This window comes from Mesorhizobium sp. M7A.F.Ca.US.006.01.1.1, from assembly GCF_003997935.1.
Taxonomy (GTDB): Bacteria; Pseudomonadota; Alphaproteobacteria; order Rhizobiales; family Rhizobiaceae; genus Mesorhizobium.
Genome location: NZ_RZQL01000046.1, coordinates 1 through 14709, shown reverse-complemented (window position 1 = coordinate 14709; position 14709 = coordinate 1). Strand labels below are relative to the sequence as shown.

Genomic DNA, 14709 nt, shown 5'->3' with positions numbered 1-14709 from the left:
CCATCCTAGAAGGCGCGCGCTCTGCATCTTCTGTGCAACGGCTATGAACCTTTTGTGTGACCCGCGCGACACACCGTTGATACAGAACATGCCTAGAAGCGCAAAATCGTCGAAACTTTGAAGCGAATTCTCCGTTTCAACGCATTGGTAACCGCCTGGTGCACAGATGCAGAAAGCTCAACAAGAGATGACCTCCGTGAAAGCAGCGCTTCTGTCCTTTGCCATGTTGTCCGCCATCGTGCTGTGCGGTCTCGGCATCTATGCCGCCGACGCAGCCAACAACCACAACGCCGTCGACGGTTACGGCGTCACCGCCTCGTTGCGCTAAAAGCGGGAAGCGTCTTTCGCGTCCTCCAACGCGCGACGCTCAAGCTTCCTTGATCGTCATTGTCAGGATGCGTTTGTCCGCGCCGTCGACGACGAGCGCGCTCAGCATGCCTGATTGCCAGGCAAGCGTGTCGACATTGACGCGGTTGGCCATCACTTCCGCCTCTGGCACCGGCGTGTGGCCGTGCACCACGATCTTCGGATAGAGGTCGGGGTGGTTGTGGAACACGTCGCGGATCCAGATCAGGTCCTGTGGGTTTTGCTTCTCCAGAGGATTACCCGGCCTGATGCCGGCATGGCAGAAGAAGAAGTCCCCGAAAGTCACGGAGAACGGCAGCGATCGCAGGAAGTCGATGTGGCTTTGCGGCACGGCCTCGACCAGGGCCTGATGTCCTTTGCGCACGGCCGATTCGGCCTTGCCGAACCACACGCTTGTGCCTTCACTGATCGCCACGCCGTACGACTGTGCCGTCTGGATACCGCCGAACCGGATGAAGAGCCCTTCCGGGTCAGGGGTTTTGAGAAAATCGAGAAAACCGATGTCGTGGTTGCCGGCCAGCATCAAATTTCGCGGGTCGCGCCCTCGCGCTTCGATCAGGAAATCGATGACGCCCTTTGAGTCCGGCCCGCGGTCGACATAGTCGCCAAGATGGATGACACGCCAGTCGGCAGGCGCCTCCTGCTCGATCTCGGCCCTGATGCGCCCATGCATGGCGGCCAGCAGGTCGAGCCGGCCGTGGACATCGCCGATCGCGTAAAGACGCACACCTTCCGGCCCATGCGCGTCGAGAAAATGGATGCCGGGTTCTGCCAATTTTTCGATGTCTCCGTGGTCAGGCGGTCACGGGACCTAGCGCCGGAGCTGGTCCTTGCCCATGTCGGTGACAAGACGCTTTCCGCACAGCGCCAGCGTGATGTCCATCTCCTTGCGGATGATTTCCAACGCCTTGGTAACCCCTTCCTTGCCAAGCGCCCCTAGGCCGTAAAGAAATGGCCGGCCGATATAGGTTCCCTTGGCACCGAGGCAAAGCGCCTTCAGCACGTCCTGGCCGGAGCGGATGCCGCCATCCATATGCACTTCGATCGTGTCGCCGACCGCGTCGGCAATCTCTTCCAGCACGCCGATCGATGACGACGCACCATCGAGCTGGCGCCCGCCATGGTTGGAAACGATGATCGCGTCGGCGCCGGTCTTGGCCGCCATCAGCGCGTCCTCCTTGTCGAGAATGCCCTTGAGGATCAGCTTGCCGCCCCAGCGCTCCTTGATCCAGGCGACGTCCTTCCACGACAGATGCAGGTCGAACTGCTCCGTCGTCCACGATGCCAGCGAGGCCATGTTGCCGACGCCCCTGGCGTGGCCGACAATGTTGCGGAAGGTCCGCCGCTTCGTGCCGGCCATGGCGGCGCACCAGCGCGGGCGGATGGCCATGTCGACGATGTTCGTCAGCGTCAGCTTGGGTGGCGCCGAAAGCCCGTTGCGGATGTCCTTGTGGCGCTGACCGAGGATCTGCAGGTCGAGCGTCAGCACGAGCGCCGAGCACTTCGCCGCCTTTGCCCTGTCGATCAGGTTGAGCACGAAATCCTTGTCACGCAGCACATAGAGCTGAAACCAGAACGGCTTCGTGGTTACCGAGGCGACATCCTCGATCGAGCAGATGCTCATCGTCGACAAGGTAAACGGCACGCCGAATTCCTCCGCCGCCTGCGCCGCCAGCATCTCGCCATTGGCGTGCTGCATGCCGGTCATGCCGGTTGGCGCCAATGCCACCGGCATCGACACTTTTTCGCCGATCATCGTCGATGCCAGCGAACGGTTGTCCATGTCGACGAGGACGCGCTGGCGGAACTTGATCTTCTGAAAATCCTCTTCGTTGGCCCGATACGTGCTTTCGGTCCACGAACCGGAATCGGCATAGTCGAAGAACATCTTCGGCACGCGCCGGCGTGCGAGGTCCTTGAGGTCGGCGATGGTCAGGATCTGGCTCATGGACTTCCCGTTTCGATAGCTGATAGCTAGGAGCGTTTGCGTGCAGGTTCTGTATCGGTGGCGTCAACGCGCTGCTTCAACCTCAGCCGCGAGACGCGCTGCCAGTCGCCGCTGCGCTCGGCCTCCGCCATCGACCGTTCGACATAGGTGATGTGGTCCATCGCCGCTTGCCGGGCGGTGGCCGGGTCGCCGGCCTTCACCGCCGCATGGATCGCGCGGTGCTGCGCGAGCAGGGCGTCGCGCGCGCCGGGCACGGTGAACACCAGCAGCCGGTTCTGGAACACGCCCTCCGACAACAGCCGATAGCAGGAGCGCAGCGTGTGCAAAAGGATGATGTTGTGCGCGCATTCGCAGATCGCGTGGTGGAACTCGACATCGATCTCGGCCTCGTCGTCGAAGTCGCCGGTCCGGTGCGCATCGTCCATGCGTGCCATGATCTTGTCGAGCAGCGCCAAGTCGTCCGCAGTGGCGCGCCGTGCCGCGTATTCAGCCGCGACCCCTTCGATCTCGCGGCGGTATTCCAGATAATCGGTCACTGCCTTGCGGTGCATCGAAATCAGGTCCGTCACCGGTTTGGTGAAGAGCTGGCCGATGACATCGGCGACATGCGTGCCGCCACCGGGTCTTGTCGTCAAAAGGCCGCGTCCTTCCAGTGCCTTCAGGGCGTCACGCAGGATCGGCCGGGATACGTCGAACTGGCGTGCAAGCTCGCGCTCGCCCGGCAGCCGGTCGCCGGTGCGCAGCACGCCTTCGAGGATGAGGCTCTCGATTTGCTGCACCACCTCGTCGGCGGTGCGCGAATGCTCGATCCTGGAAAAAATGTCGCTCAACAGAATGCCTGAAGGTGAACCGGAGTCCCAGAATAGAACCTGCCTCGCCAACTGGTCAAATTATTTATCCAATTGACAAAAGCGGGCCGATTTTCCGCCCGATGCCGTCATCTTCGGCTAACTTTGCTGTTTGCGTCATCAGGCCATTGGCACTAGAGGGACGCGAGTGCAAGAGGGTTCACAAGAGGGTTCAAGAAAACCCGGGGAACAAGCCGTGTCAGACGACCCGTCCGATCTCGAATTCCAGCCGCGCGCCAAGGGCAGCGTCATGGGCTTTCCCGCGCATGAGGGCCGGCCCGGCGCACTCGGCGAGGTTCATGCCCGGCCGCATCCGCTGATCGAAAAGCCACGCGTCCTGATGCAACTCGCCTTCATGACGGAGGGTGGCTCCGGCGTCGACCACGCGGTGCTTTCCGAACTGTCGCGGCGCCTCGGCATCGCCGCGCCCGACCGCCAGGCCCGCCACCATGCCATGAAATGGGGCAAGGGCTCGCTGCGCTGGGAGCGGCACACCGAATTCTCGACCTATTTGTGGGAAGGGCCGCTTTCCGAAAGCGGCAGGACGCAGGAGGACTCACCCTTCGGCAACGGGTTTTCGCCGCCGGGAACCTGCATCTCCGGCATCAGGCTCGAAATCCGCAAATGGACGCAAGCAAGCGAGCAGCTGATAGCCGGTTTCGATCCGACCAGCCTGTGCTACTCGCTGGTCGAGCGCGGAAACGCCGCCATCGTCACCGATTTTCGCCAGGATGGCGATGGCCTGACGCGCATGCTGGTGCTCGATCGCGGCTTGACCCCGGCGCGCACCGGCGCGTTGGCGCAGCGGCTTATCGACATCGAAACCTATCGGACGCTGGCCATGCTCGGCCTGCCGCTGGCGTTGACCTTGTCCGGCCGCGCCCGCCGCATCGAGGATCGGCTGGCGCAGACCACGCTGGAGATGAAGGTCACCGAGACCCGCGACAGCCAGACCTTGCTGGCCGATCTGACCGAACTTGCGGCGGAGCTGGAGGCGGACGCGGCGTCGAGCCTTTACCGTTTCGGCGCCAGCCGCGCCTATGACGGCATCGTCGGCGAACGGCTGGAGGCGCTCGAGGAAGAGGCTGTGCCCGGCTATGACACATGGCGCGGGTTCCTGCAGCGCCGGGTGGCACCCGCAATGCGCACCTGCCGCTCGGTCGAGGAGCGGCAGGAAAATCTATCGCGAAAACTGACCCGCGCCACGACGCTGCTGCGCACCTGGGTCGATGTCGAGGTCGAGAAGCAGAACCGCGACCTGCTTGCCTCGATGAACAACCGCGCCCGCCTGCAACTGCGCCTGCAGCAGACCGTCGAGGGGCTCTCGGTCGCCGCCGTCTCCTATTATGTGGTCGGCCTTGTCGGCTATGTCGCCAAGGGCGCCTCGATCTTCGGCCATGCCTTCGCGCCGGAGATCATTACCGCTGCTTCGGTGCCTGTCGCCATCCTGCTGGTCTGGTGGGGCGTACGCCGCGTGCGCAAGATGCACTCCGAACCCGGCAAGCCGCCCGGCGAATAGCAGCGGCAGATTGCCGCTGCGTAAGCCTGTCTCCGCCTTGAAGTTGGATTCGCCGCCATCACAGGATTTGCACCCAACGCGCTTCACTGGTAAAAGATTTTGACCAGTCAAGCGAAATGAGGCTGTTGATGTCCGGCTTGGCCATGCCGAAACCAGACGACGCCACGATGCGCCGGCGCGACGAGATCGTCGCCGACATGCGCATCATCGTGCCGGGTGAGGGCGTCGTCGACGCCGCCAATTCCATGCGTGCCTTCGAGAGCGACGGCCTGACCGCCTATCGGCAGCTGCCGCTGGTTGTCGTGCTGCCGCAAACCGTGGCGCAGGTTTCGCGCGTGCTGAAATACTGCAACGATCGCAACATCCGCGTTGTGCCGCGCGGCTCCGGCACCTCGCTGTCGGGCGGGGCGCTGCCGCTCGAGGACGCGGTGCTGCTGGTCATGAGCCGTTTCAACCGTATCCTCGGGATTGATTTTCCCAATCGCGTCGTCGTTGCCCAGCCGGGCGTCACCAATCTCGGCATCACCACCGCCGTCGAGCAGGAGGGCTTTTACTACGCCCCCGATCCATCCTCCCAGATCGCCTGCTCGATCGGCGGCAATGTCGCGGAGAATTCCGGCGGCGTGCACTGTCTGAAATACGGCCTCACAGCCAACAATGTGCTCGGCATCGAGATGGTGCTGATGAATGGCGAGGTGGTGCGGCTGGGCGGCAGTCACCTCGATGCGGAAGGCTACGACCTGCTCGGCGTCATGACCGGCTCCGAAGGGCTGCTCGGCGTCGTCACCGAGGTCACCGTGCGCATCCTGAAGAAGCCGGAGACGGCACGTGCACTGCTGATCGGCTTCCCGACCAGCGAGCAGGGCGGCCAGTGCGTTGCCGACATCATCGGCGCCGGCATCATCCCGGGCGGCATGGAGATGATGGACCGGCCGGCGATCCATGCGGCGGAAGATTTCGTTCATGCCGGCTATCCCCTCGATGTCGAGGCGCTGCTGATCGTCGAGCTCGACGGCCCCGGCGTCGAAGTCGATCATCTGATCGGGCTGGTCGAGGCGATCGCCTACAAGAACGGCTCGACGACCTGCCGCATCTCGCAGTCCGAACAGGAACGGCTGAGCTTCTGGGCTGGCCGCAAGGCGGCGTTTCCGGCGGTCGGCCGCATCTCGCCCGATTACTACTGCATGGACGGCACCATCCCGCGCAAGGAGCTGCCGCGCGTGCTCGCCGGCATGCGCGAGCTGTCGGAAAAATACGGTCTCGGCGTCGCCAATGTCTTTCATGCCGGCGACGGCAATCTGCATCCGCTGATCCTCTACGATGCCAACGTACCGGGCGAACTCGACAAGGCCGAAAGCTTCGGCGCCGACATATTGCGGCTCTGCGTCAAGGTCGGCGGCGTGTTGACCGGCGAACACGGTGTGGGCGTGGAAAAACGCGACCTGATGCCGGAAATGTTCACCCAGATCGATCTTGACCAGCAGATGCGGGTCAAATGCGCCTTCGATCCCAACCATCTGCTCAACCCGGGAAAGGTGTTCCCGCAGCTGCGGCGATGCGCCGAGCTTGGGCGGATGCATATTTCCGGCGGCAAGCTGCCGTTTCCGGACATTCCGAGGTTTTGAGGGTGATGACGGCGCGTGAACACCCCCCTCTGTCCTGCCGGACATCTCCCCCTCAAGGGGAGAGATTGGCAGCTTGCGCGCCTCGCCCTTCCGTCATCATTGAAGATTGGCGAAGCCATATGCGACATCTGATCTCCCCCCTTGAGGGGGAGATGTCCGGCAGGACAGAGGGGGGCGCCAGGGAACTCGGCATATCCGAACTCGCATCTGGCGCGGTCTCTTCATGACCACCTTCACCCCGACCACCCCATCCGAAGTCCTCTCCACCGTCGCCTGGGCAGCGGCGGAAGGCTCGCCACTGGAAATCCTTGGCCACGGCTCCAAGCGTGGCATCGGCCGGCCGCTGCAAACCGAACACACGCTCGACCTGTCGAAACTCTCTGGCGTCACGCTCTATGAACCGGCTGAACTGGTGCTGTCGGCCAAGGCAGGCACACCGCTGGCCGAGATCGAAAAGCTGCTGGCGGAAAATGGCCAGCAACTTGCTTTCGAGCCGATGGATTACGGTCCGCTGCTTGGTGGCGAACCGGGCAAAGGCACGATCGGCGGCGTGCTCGCCGCGAACCTTTCCGGTCCGCGCCGGCTCAAGGCAGGCGCGGCGCGCGATCATGTCCTGGGCATCAATGTGGTGTCCGGCCGTGGCGAGGCCTTCAAGTCGGGCGGCCGCGTGGTCAAGAATGTCACCGGCTATGACATGTCAAAACTGATGGCCAACAGCTGGGGCACGCTGGCCGTGTTCACCGACGTCACCTTCAAGGTGCTGCCGGCAGCCGAGACCGAAGTCACGCTCGCCATCCGTGGCCTGCTCGACGATGCGGCTGCCGCCGCCATGGCCATGGCGCTCGGTTCGAGTGCTGAAGTGTCGAGTGCCGCCCACCTGCCGGAGCGGATCGCCGCGCGCGTCGCCGGCGGCATGCTCGGCAGCGAGGCGGCAACGCTGCTGCGGGTCGAGGGCTTCGGCCCGTCGGTCGCCTACCGCATCGCCGCGCTGAAAACGCTGCTCGGCAAGGCCGGGCCGCTGCGGGAGATTGCCGGCGAGGCTTCATCGCTGATCTGGCGCGATGTGCGCGATTGCAGGCCCTTCGCCGACGGCAGCGAGAAGCCGGTCTGGCGTGTCTCGATGACGCCGGGAGAGGGCCACCAGATGGTTCTGACGCTGCGCATGCAGGCCGCCGTCAGCGCCTACTACGACTGGCAGGGCGGGCTGGTGTGGCTGCGCATGGAAGAGGGCGACCCGGAAGCCGCCCTGCTGCGCGGCCTGTTGAGGAAACATGGCGGCGGCCATGCGACGCTGGTGCGCGCCGCACCCTCGCATCGTGCTGCTGTGCCGGTGTTCGAGCCGCAGCCGCCCGCACTTGCCGCATTGGCGGCGCGCCTGAAACAGGAATTCGACCCCAAGAACATCCTCAATCCCGGCCGCATGGCCTAGGATCCAACGCGATGCAGACAAATTTTTCGCTTGCCCAGCTTGCCGATCCGCATGTCGCGGAATCGGAAAAGATCCTGCGCAAATGCGTGCATTGCGGCTTCTGCACCGCGACGTGCCCGACCTATGTGACGCTCGGCAACGAGCTCGATTCACCGCGCGGGCGCATCTACCTGATCAAGGACATGCTGGAAAACGGCCGTCCGGCCGACAAAGAGATCGTCACCCATATCGATCGCTGCCTGTCGTGCCTTGCCTGCATGACCACCTGCCCGTCGGGCGTCAACTACATGCATCTGGTCGACCATGCCCGCGCCCATATCCAGGAGACCTACAAGCGGCCGCTGCTCGACCGCCTGACCCGCGCCATGCTGGCCTTCGTACTGCCCTATCCCGCGCGCTTTCGCGTCGCGCTCAAGTTGGCGAAGCTGGGCAAGCCGTTCATAGGCTTGTTCGACAAGGTTTCGGCGCTGAAGCCGCTCAGTGCGATGCTCAAGCTTGCGCCGGCGTCGATCCCGGCAGCTTCGCCGATGGGCTCGCCAGGCATCCATGCCGGGCAGGGGACCAAAAGAGGCCGCGTCGCCATCCTCACCGGCTGCGCGCAGTCGGTGCTCGATCCCGCCATCAACGACACCACGATTTCGCTGCTGACGCGGCTCGGTGTCGAGGTCGTGATCCCGCCGGGCGATGGCTGCTGCGGGGCGCTGGTCCATCATATGGGGCGCGAGCAGGCCGCGCTTGCCTCTGCTAGGCAGAATGTCGATGCCTGGACGCGCGCCATCGAACAAGGCGGGCTCGATGCCATCGTCATCACAGCATCCGGCTGCGGCACGACGATCAAGGATTACGGCTTCATGCTGCGGCTCGACCCGGCCTATGCCGACAAGGCCGCGCGTGTCTCGGCACTGGCCAAGGACATCACCGAATATCTCTCGACCCTCGATCTGCCTGAACCGTCGCGCAAACCTGGCACGGTCGTCGCCTATCACTCGGCCTGCTCGATGCAGCACGGCCAGAAGATCACCCGCCAGCCGAAGGAATTGCTGGCCAAGGCCGGCTTCATCGTGCGCGAACCGCGTGAAGGGCATCTCTGCTGCGGCTCCGCCGGCACCTACAACATCCTGCAGTCCGAGATCTCGGCAAAACTGCGCGACCGCAAGGTGAAAAACATCGAGGCGACGGGGGCTTCGGTCGTCGCCACCGGCAACATCGGCTGCATCACGCAGATCGCTTCCGCCGCGAAGCTGCCGGTGGTGCACACGATCAAGCTGCTCGACTGGGCCTATGGCGGACCGAAGCCGGAGGGTGTTCTGGAAGAAAGCCTGATCGCCGCGGAATAGGTCGCGTTGCGGCTCTAGGAGGCCCCCCTCATCCGGCCGCTTCGCGGCCACCTTCTCCCCGTTGGGGAGAAGAGGTTGGCGCCGGCGCTGAAAGTCTCCTCTCCCCTCGGAGGGAGGTCAGCCGAGCGAAGCGGAGGCTGGGTGAGGGGGCTGGCGCCGCCCTACCTCACTCGGCCGCGAGCCTGTCGGCCGTACCGTAAGTCGCCTCATAAAGCGCACGCTGGCGGCTGAGCGCGACCATGGTGTTGCGCAGCAGGATGGCGACCGTGATCGGGCCGACGCCGCCCGGCACCGGGGTGATCCAGGAAGCGACCTCGCGCACGCTTTCGGTGTCGACGTCGCCGACGATGCGGCTTGAGCCGTCGGGGCCGATTTCGGAATTGATGCCGATGTCGATAACGGCCGCACCCGGCTTGACCATGTCGGCCTTGATCAGCCGCGGCTTGCCGACGGCGACGAACAGCGCGTCGGCACGCCTTGCATGGGCGGCGACCGATCGCGTCATGTGGTGGCAGACCGTCACCGTCGCGCCTTCGCTCATCAACAGGAAGGCGATCGGCTTGCCGACGATTTCCGAATGGCCGACGATGACGACTTCCAGTCCCTTGAGGTCGAGGCCGGTTTCCTTGAGCAGTTCGACCGAAGCGGCCGCCGTGCAAGGCGCGAGATCGAGCTGGTTGTAGACGATGTTGCCGATCGAGGCCGGATGCATGCCTTCGACATCCTTCAGTGGATGCACCGCCGCCTGCAGTGTCCTGATCGGGATATGCACTGGGACCGGCCGCTGGATGATGATGCCGGTGACGCGCGGATCGGCATTCAGGCCGTGGATGGCCGCTTCCAACTCGCCTGCCGTGATGGTGGCGGGAAAGCGCCGCTCCTCGAAATCGATGCCGGCGAGCTCAGCCTTGGCGCGCTGGTTGCGCACATAAACGTCCACCGCATCGGTGTCGCCGACGGTGATCGAGATCAGCTTGGGCGGAAAACCCTCGGCTTTGGCGATCGCTGCGTCCTCGCGAACGGCGGCGATGATGCGCTGGGCTACCGGGCCGCCCTTGAGATAACGGCTGTCTTGGGACAGGGGCATGGGTGAACTCTTTTGTGGAACTTGCCACCGAGATAGCAAAAGAATGCGGCAAAGGGCAGCATGAAAGCGAACCGCTATGCCCGTTGCGCGACGCGTGGGCGACCTTCTGCCCTCGATTTCTGCTCAAAAACGGAAAGGGCAGCGCGGTTTCCCGTGCTGCCCTTCCTGACCGGCCGCATCCCCATACGGCCCGTCCCCCGTTGTCCTTAGACTGGCCTCGAAAGCGGACTGCTTTGCCGGCCAAGTGATTCGCAAGACTATTATATCACCTCGACCGTGGTTCCGACATTGACCCGTTCATAGAGGTCGACGACGTCTTCATTGCGCATGCGGATGCAGCCTGAGGACACCGCGCCGCCGATCGTCCACGGCTGGTTGGTGCCGTGGATGCGGTATTCGGTCGTGCCGAGGTAGAGCGCGCGGGCACCAAGCGGGTTCTCCATGCCGCCGGCAAGATAGGTCGGCAAATAGCGGCCCTTGGCGGCTTCGCGCTTGATCATCTGCGCCGGCGGGCGCCAGTCCGGCCACTCGCGCTTGTTGGTGATCTTGTGCGTACCCGACCATTCGAAGCCTGGCTTGCCGGTGCCGACGCCATAGCGCCTCGCCTTGCCGTTCTTTTCGACCAGGAAGAGGAAATTCTGCGTGGTGTCGATGACGATCGTGCCCGGCTTCTGGCCTCCGTCATAGTCGACCTCCTGCGGCAGGTAGATCGGGTTGATCTGAGGACGCGCGACCATGCGCTTGGCCGGCGGCTGCACCGCCGCCGTCTGCACCCGATCGGGCTGTGCCGGGCGCAGGCGCCGCTGCTGCTGCTGCACCACCTGACGGTTCTGGCGCACGATGCCGGGCGCATGGCCAAGCTGCAGCACCCAGGGTGCGGAAAGGTCGGGGCTCACCATCACCGGCGGCCTGTCGGCATAGCGGTCGCCGGCGGTTGAGGGTGTGACGCCGGCGGCAAACACAGCCACGGCGCCGAGCACGGGGAACAGAACTGTCTTCATCGTAACGCACCTTGATCGTCTGATACAAAATGGGTGGAAACGTCCTCCCGGTTCGGCGATCATTGGCGCGCAAGCAGCAACCGAAACATGAATCGGAATGCGTAAAATGCAGAACTGTCGGTAAACCTTTTGCTGTGGTTACCGCCGGGTTCAGGAATCTGGTAAAGCCGCGGTAAATGCCGCGCAAAGCGCGTTAACGAACGGATTTTGGCTTATGGACAAGGAAAAAACCGGCCTGCTCGCCGGTCCCGACGGTGTCGCGCGCTGCTTCTGGCACGGCAATCTGCCCGACTATCTGCACTACCACGATCATGAATGGGGCCGGCCTGTGGCCGAGGACCGCAGGCTGTTCGAAAAGATCTGCCTGGAAGGCTTTCAGTCGGGCCTGTCGTGGCTGACCATTCTGCGCAAGCGGGAGAATTTTCGCGAAGCCTTCGCCAATTTCGAATTCGACAAGGTCGCCGCCTTCACCGACAAGGATGTCGAGCGCCTGCTCGGCAATGCCGGCATCATCCGCCATCGCGGCAAGATCGTCTCGACCATCAACAACGCCAAGCGCGCCCGCGAAATGGCTGACGAATTCGGCTCACTGGCCGCCTGGTTCTGGAAGTTCGAACCCGGTAAGGACGAGCGGCCGCAAATCGTCGATCTCGCCCATCTGCGCGCCAACCCGACCACGGCCGTCTCGGTGCAGATTTCGAAGGAGCTGAAGAAGCGCGGCTGGAGCTTTGTCGGCCCGACCACGGTCTACGCCTTCATGCAGGCCATGGGCCTGGTCAACGATCACCTCGAGGGCTGCGTCTGCCGCAAAGAGGTCGAGAAGCAGCGAAAGGCTTTTAGGCGGCCGAAATAGGCTCAGGTGCCGTTGGCGCTGGCCAGCACCAGGCCGGCGACGATCGCCACCACCGTGGCCACGGTCGGATAGATCACCAGCAGGCCGGTCATCAACGCGTCGCGCATGGATGGGCCCTTGGCGGTTTCGGCGGGTACTTCGAACGGGCCGGCAGCCTGGCTGACCATTTTCGGAGCATGGATGTCGGCCGGGCGCAGGCGTGCGGGCAATTCGGCATCGCTGTCGATGGCGTGGCACCTTGCTGTGCTGGTCATGGCCGCGAACCCCTCATTTCCCGCGTTTATCTCTTGCGATTGTGTCGGCACGATGCCGCACCCATGGCGGGATTGTTTCATTTTCGCTGCGTTTTGTTTCAGCGAGGTTCGAGCGTGGTGCTGGGTGCCGACCCTTGCCGCTCCCGGCTGCATCAGTTAGGAAACGCGCGCTGCCGAATAGGAAATTTCCTATCACGCAACGCCACGAAACACCGGATGCTCACTCATGGCCGACAAATCGGAAAAGACGAAAGCGCGACTGCCGCGCGGTTTTGCCGACCGCAGCGCCGAGGACATCCGCGCCGTCGAGAAGATGATGGCGACGATCCGCTCGGTCTATGAGCTTTACGGTTTCGAACCGGCCGACCAGCCGCTGATCGAATACACCGACGCGCTGGGAAAATTCCTGCCCGACCAGGACCGGCCGAACGAAGGCGTGTTCTCCTTCCAGGATGACGACGACCAGTGGCTGTCGCTGCGCTACGATCTGACCGCGCCGACGGCCCGTTTCGTCGCCGAGAATTACGAGCGCCTGCCCAAGCCTTACCGCAGCTATCGCTCCGGCTGGGTGTTCCGCAACGAGAAGCCAGGCCCCGGCCGCTTCCGCCAGTTCATGCAGTTCGACGCCGACACGATCGGGACGCCGGGCGTGGCCGCCGACGCCGAGATGGCCATGATGATGGCCGACGTCATGGAAGCGCTGGGCATCAAGCGCGGCGATTACGTCATCCGCGTCAACAACCGCAAGGTGCTGGACGGCGTGCTGGAGGCGATCGGCCTCGGCGGCGAGGAGAATGCCGGCCGCCGGCTGACTGTGCTGCGCGCGATCGACAAGCTGGACAAGCTCGGGCCGGAAGGCGTTAAGCTTTTGCTTGGCCCGGGCCGCTGGGATGGCGGCAAGGAGGGCGAGGGCGACTTCGCCAAGGGCGCCGGGTTGAACAACGGGCAAGCCGAGGCGGTTCTTCTCGCGACCGCGAGGACCATACAGGCCGGCCAGGATTCCATGGTCAGTTCGAACGCCATCTACCAGGAAGGCGTCGGCGAACTGGCCACGATTGAAGCGCTGGTCAGGGCGGCAGGATATGGCGAGGACCGTATCGCCATGGACCGCTCGGTCGTGCGCGGCCTCGAATACTACACCGGTCCCGTCTTCGAGGCCGAGCTTCTGGCCGAAATCCCCAACGAAGACGGCCAGATCGTGCGTTTCGGTTCGGTCGGCGGCGGCGGCCGCTATGATGGCCTGGTCTCGCGCTTTCGTGGCGAGCCGGTGCCGGCGACCGGCTTTTCCATCGGCGTCTCCAGGCTGATGACGGCGCTGAAGAACCTCGGCAAGCTCGATGCCTCGGACGTGATCGCGCCGGTCGTCGTGCTGGTGATGGACAAGGATACCGACAGCCTCGGCCGCTACCAGAGGATGGTGAGCGAGCTGCGCGCCGCCGGCATCCGTTCCGAAATGTATCTCGGCGGCGCCGGCATGAAGGCGCAGCTCAAATATGCCGACCGGCGCGGCTGCCCGGTCGCCATCATCCAGGGCGGCGATGAGCGCGCCAAGGGTGAACTCCAGATCAAGGATTTGATCGAAGGCGCGCGCATGTCGGCCGAGATCACCGACAACGCCGAATGGCGCGCCGCCCGCCCGGCGCAGGTGACGGTGGCGGAGGGCGAACTGGTCGCCGAGGTGAGGAAGATTTTGGCGGCGCAGGCCGAGGAGAGGGCGCGTGGCAAGTAGAGGCCGCGTTCTACGGCGCCCCCCTCTGTCCTGCCGGATATCTCCCCCTCTAGGGGGGAGATTGGCAGCTTGGCCGAAGGCATTCTCCTTGCAACCTTTGAGATTGGCGAAAGCCGAGCCGACATCTGATCTCCCCACTAGAGGGGGAGATGCCCGGCAGGGCAGAGGGGGGCGCCGTGGAACGCCGGCCTTCGCCCGGATCGCTGGCTCCTCTGGTTTGGAACCAGAGGGTCGTGTAGAACTGAGGTCAGCAAATTGACCTCCCGCACCCCCGCCATCTCCACCGACATCACCAACCTCTTCGCCATCCGCAACACGCACGCCGTCGAAGTCGCCATATTGCAGCCGGCGGACCCGTTCCTCGACATGGCCGGCGAGGATCTGCGCCGCCGGATTTTCCTCACCGAAAGCGAAACCGGGCAGACGCTGTGCCTGCGGCCGGAATTCACCATTCCGGTCTGCCTTGATCACATAAGTTCGCAGGCCGGCACGCCGCGCCGTTATTCCTATCTGGGCGAGGTGTTTCGCCAGCGCCGCGAAGGCGGCAACGAGTTCTTCCAGGCCGGCATAGAGGATCTCGGTGACCGCGATACCGCTGGAGCCGATGCCCGCTCGGTGGCCGACGCGCATGCGCTGCTGTCGTTGGTGCTGCCCGGCCAGGCATTGGCGATCACGCTCGGCGACCAGACCATTTTCGAGGCGGTTCTAGCTGC

General features: G+C 63.9%; 14 protein-coding genes. 8 read left to right on the top strand and 6 right to left on the bottom strand.

Going from position 1 to position 14709, the window contains the following annotated elements:
* The first annotated feature begins 196 nt into the window (after positions 1–196).
* Positions 197–328: a hypothetical protein gene (locus tag EN943_RS38800; protein WP_013893872.1), complete on the top strand. Its 132-nt coding sequence runs from the start codon at positions 197–199 to the stop codon at positions 326–328.
* Between the two features lie 39 nt (positions 329–367).
* Here EN943_RS38800 and EN943_RS10890 read toward each other — a convergent pair whose 3' ends face one another.
* The 3 genes from EN943_RS10890 to EN943_RS10880 are packed head-to-tail and all read right to left on the bottom strand — an operon-like array spanning position 368 to position 3144.
* Complete coding sequence (locus tag EN943_RS10890; RefSeq protein ID WP_027035573.1) at positions 368–1141, bottom strand: metallophosphoesterase; 774 nt, start codon at positions 1139–1141, stop codon at positions 368–370.
* 36 nt (positions 1142–1177) lie between these two features.
* Positions 1178–2314 (bottom strand): alpha-hydroxy acid oxidase, encoded by a 1137-nt coding sequence (locus EN943_RS10885; protein ID WP_127412611.1) that lies wholly within the window; start codon positions 2312–2314, stop codon positions 1178–1180.
* 26 nt (positions 2315–2340) lie between these two features.
* The gene (locus EN943_RS10880; protein WP_127412610.1) at positions 2341–3144 is read right to left on the bottom strand and encodes an FCD domain-containing protein; all 804 of its coding nucleotides are present in this window, start codon (positions 3142–3144) and stop codon (positions 2341–2343) included.
* 214 nt (positions 3145–3358) lie between these two features.
* On the opposite strand from EN943_RS10880, the gene EN943_RS10875 reads away from it, so the two are divergent.
* The 4 genes from EN943_RS10875 to glcF all read left to right on the top strand — a co-directional run bounded on the left by EN943_RS10875 (position 3359) and on the right by glcF (position 9072).
* The gene (locus EN943_RS10875; protein WP_127412609.1) at positions 3359–4681 is read left to right on the top strand and encodes a DUF3422 family protein; all 1323 of its coding nucleotides are present in this window, start codon (positions 3359–3361) and stop codon (positions 4679–4681) included.
* A gap of 128 nt (positions 4682–4809) precedes the next feature.
* The gene (locus EN943_RS10870) at positions 4810–6306 is read left to right on the top strand and encodes an FAD-linked oxidase C-terminal domain-containing protein (protein WP_023809027.1); all 1497 of its coding nucleotides are present in this window, start codon (positions 4810–4812) and stop codon (positions 6304–6306) included.
* Between the two features lie 223 nt (positions 6307–6529).
* Positions 6530–7735 carry a glycolate oxidase subunit GlcE gene (gene glcE / locus EN943_RS10865; protein ID WP_127412608.1) on the top strand — a complete coding sequence of 402 codons (1206 nt, stop codon included), beginning with the start codon at positions 6530–6532 and terminating at the stop codon, positions 7733–7735.
* A gap of 11 nt (positions 7736–7746) precedes the next feature.
* The gene (gene glcF / locus EN943_RS10860) at positions 7747–9072 is read left to right on the top strand and encodes a glycolate oxidase subunit GlcF (RefSeq protein ID WP_127412607.1); all 1326 of its coding nucleotides are present in this window, start codon (positions 7747–7749) and stop codon (positions 9070–9072) included.
* A gap of 166 nt (positions 9073–9238) precedes the next feature.
* On the opposite strand, the gene EN943_RS10855 is transcribed toward glcF, so the two are convergent.
* On the bottom strand, positions 9239–10159 hold the full coding sequence (locus tag EN943_RS10855) for a bifunctional 5,10-methylenetetrahydrofolate dehydrogenase/5,10-methenyltetrahydrofolate cyclohydrolase (protein ID WP_127412606.1): 921 nt from the start codon (positions 10157–10159) through the stop codon (positions 9239–9241).
* A gap of 260 nt (positions 10160–10419) precedes the next feature.
* Positions 10420–11160: a L,D-transpeptidase gene (locus tag EN943_RS10850; RefSeq protein ID WP_127412605.1), complete on the bottom strand. Its 741-nt coding sequence runs from the start codon at positions 11158–11160 to the stop codon at positions 10420–10422.
* A gap of 214 nt (positions 11161–11374) precedes the next feature.
* Between EN943_RS10850 and EN943_RS10845 the strand changes: the two genes are divergently transcribed.
* Positions 11375–12013, top strand: a complete 639-nt coding sequence (locus EN943_RS10845; protein ID WP_127412604.1) for a DNA-3-methyladenine glycosylase I — start codon at positions 11375–11377, stop codon at positions 12011–12013.
* A gap of 2 nt (positions 12014–12015) precedes the next feature.
* Here the strand turns inward: EN943_RS10845 and EN943_RS10840 are convergent, their stop codons facing one another.
* Complete coding sequence (locus tag EN943_RS10840) at positions 12016–12267, bottom strand: hypothetical protein (RefSeq protein WP_127412603.1); 252 nt, start codon at positions 12265–12267, stop codon at positions 12016–12018.
* Between the two features lie 226 nt (positions 12268–12493).
* Between EN943_RS10840 and hisS the strand changes: the two genes are divergently transcribed.
* Positions 12494–13996 (top strand): histidine--tRNA ligase, encoded by a 1503-nt coding sequence (gene hisS, locus EN943_RS10835; protein WP_127412602.1) that lies wholly within the window; start codon positions 12494–12496, stop codon positions 13994–13996.
* A 255-nt stretch (positions 13997–14251) separates the two neighbouring features.
* On the top strand, positions 14252–14709 hold a 458-nt coding region (locus EN943_RS10825; protein WP_206522742.1), incomplete at its 3' end, for an ATP phosphoribosyltransferase regulatory subunit.

Bases quoted from the DNA above. Each gene is read 5' to 3' on its own strand.
- EN943_RS10885 (WP_127412611.1), bottom strand. From the start codon at position 2,314: ATGAGCCAGATCCTGACCATCGCCGACCTCAAGGACCTCGCACGCCGG.
- EN943_RS10840 (WP_127412603.1), bottom strand. From the start codon at position 12,267: ATGACCAGCACAGCAAGGTGCCACGCCATCGACAGCGATGCCGAATTG.
- EN943_RS10855 (WP_127412606.1), bottom strand. From the start codon at position 10,159: ATGCCCCTGTCCCAAGACAGCCGTTATCTCAAGGGCGGCCCGGTAGCC.
- EN943_RS10850 (WP_127412605.1), bottom strand. From the start codon at position 11,160: ATGAAGACAGTTCTGTTCCCCGTGCTCGGCGCCGTGGCTGTGTTTGCC.
- glcF (WP_127412607.1), top strand. From the start codon at position 7,747: ATGCAGACAAATTTTTCGCTTGCCCAGCTTGCCGATCCGCATGTCGCG.
- glcE (WP_127412608.1), top strand. From the start codon at position 6,530: ATGACCACCTTCACCCCGACCACCCCATCCGAAGTCCTCTCCACCGTC.
- hisS (WP_127412602.1), top strand. From the start codon at position 12,494: ATGGCCGACAAATCGGAAAAGACGAAAGCGCGACTGCCGCGCGGTTTT.
- EN943_RS10870 (WP_023809027.1), top strand. From the start codon at position 4,810: ATGTCCGGCTTGGCCATGCCGAAACCAGACGACGCCACGATGCGCCGG.
- EN943_RS10845 (WP_127412604.1), top strand. From the start codon at position 11,375: ATGGACAAGGAAAAAACCGGCCTGCTCGCCGGTCCCGACGGTGTCGCG.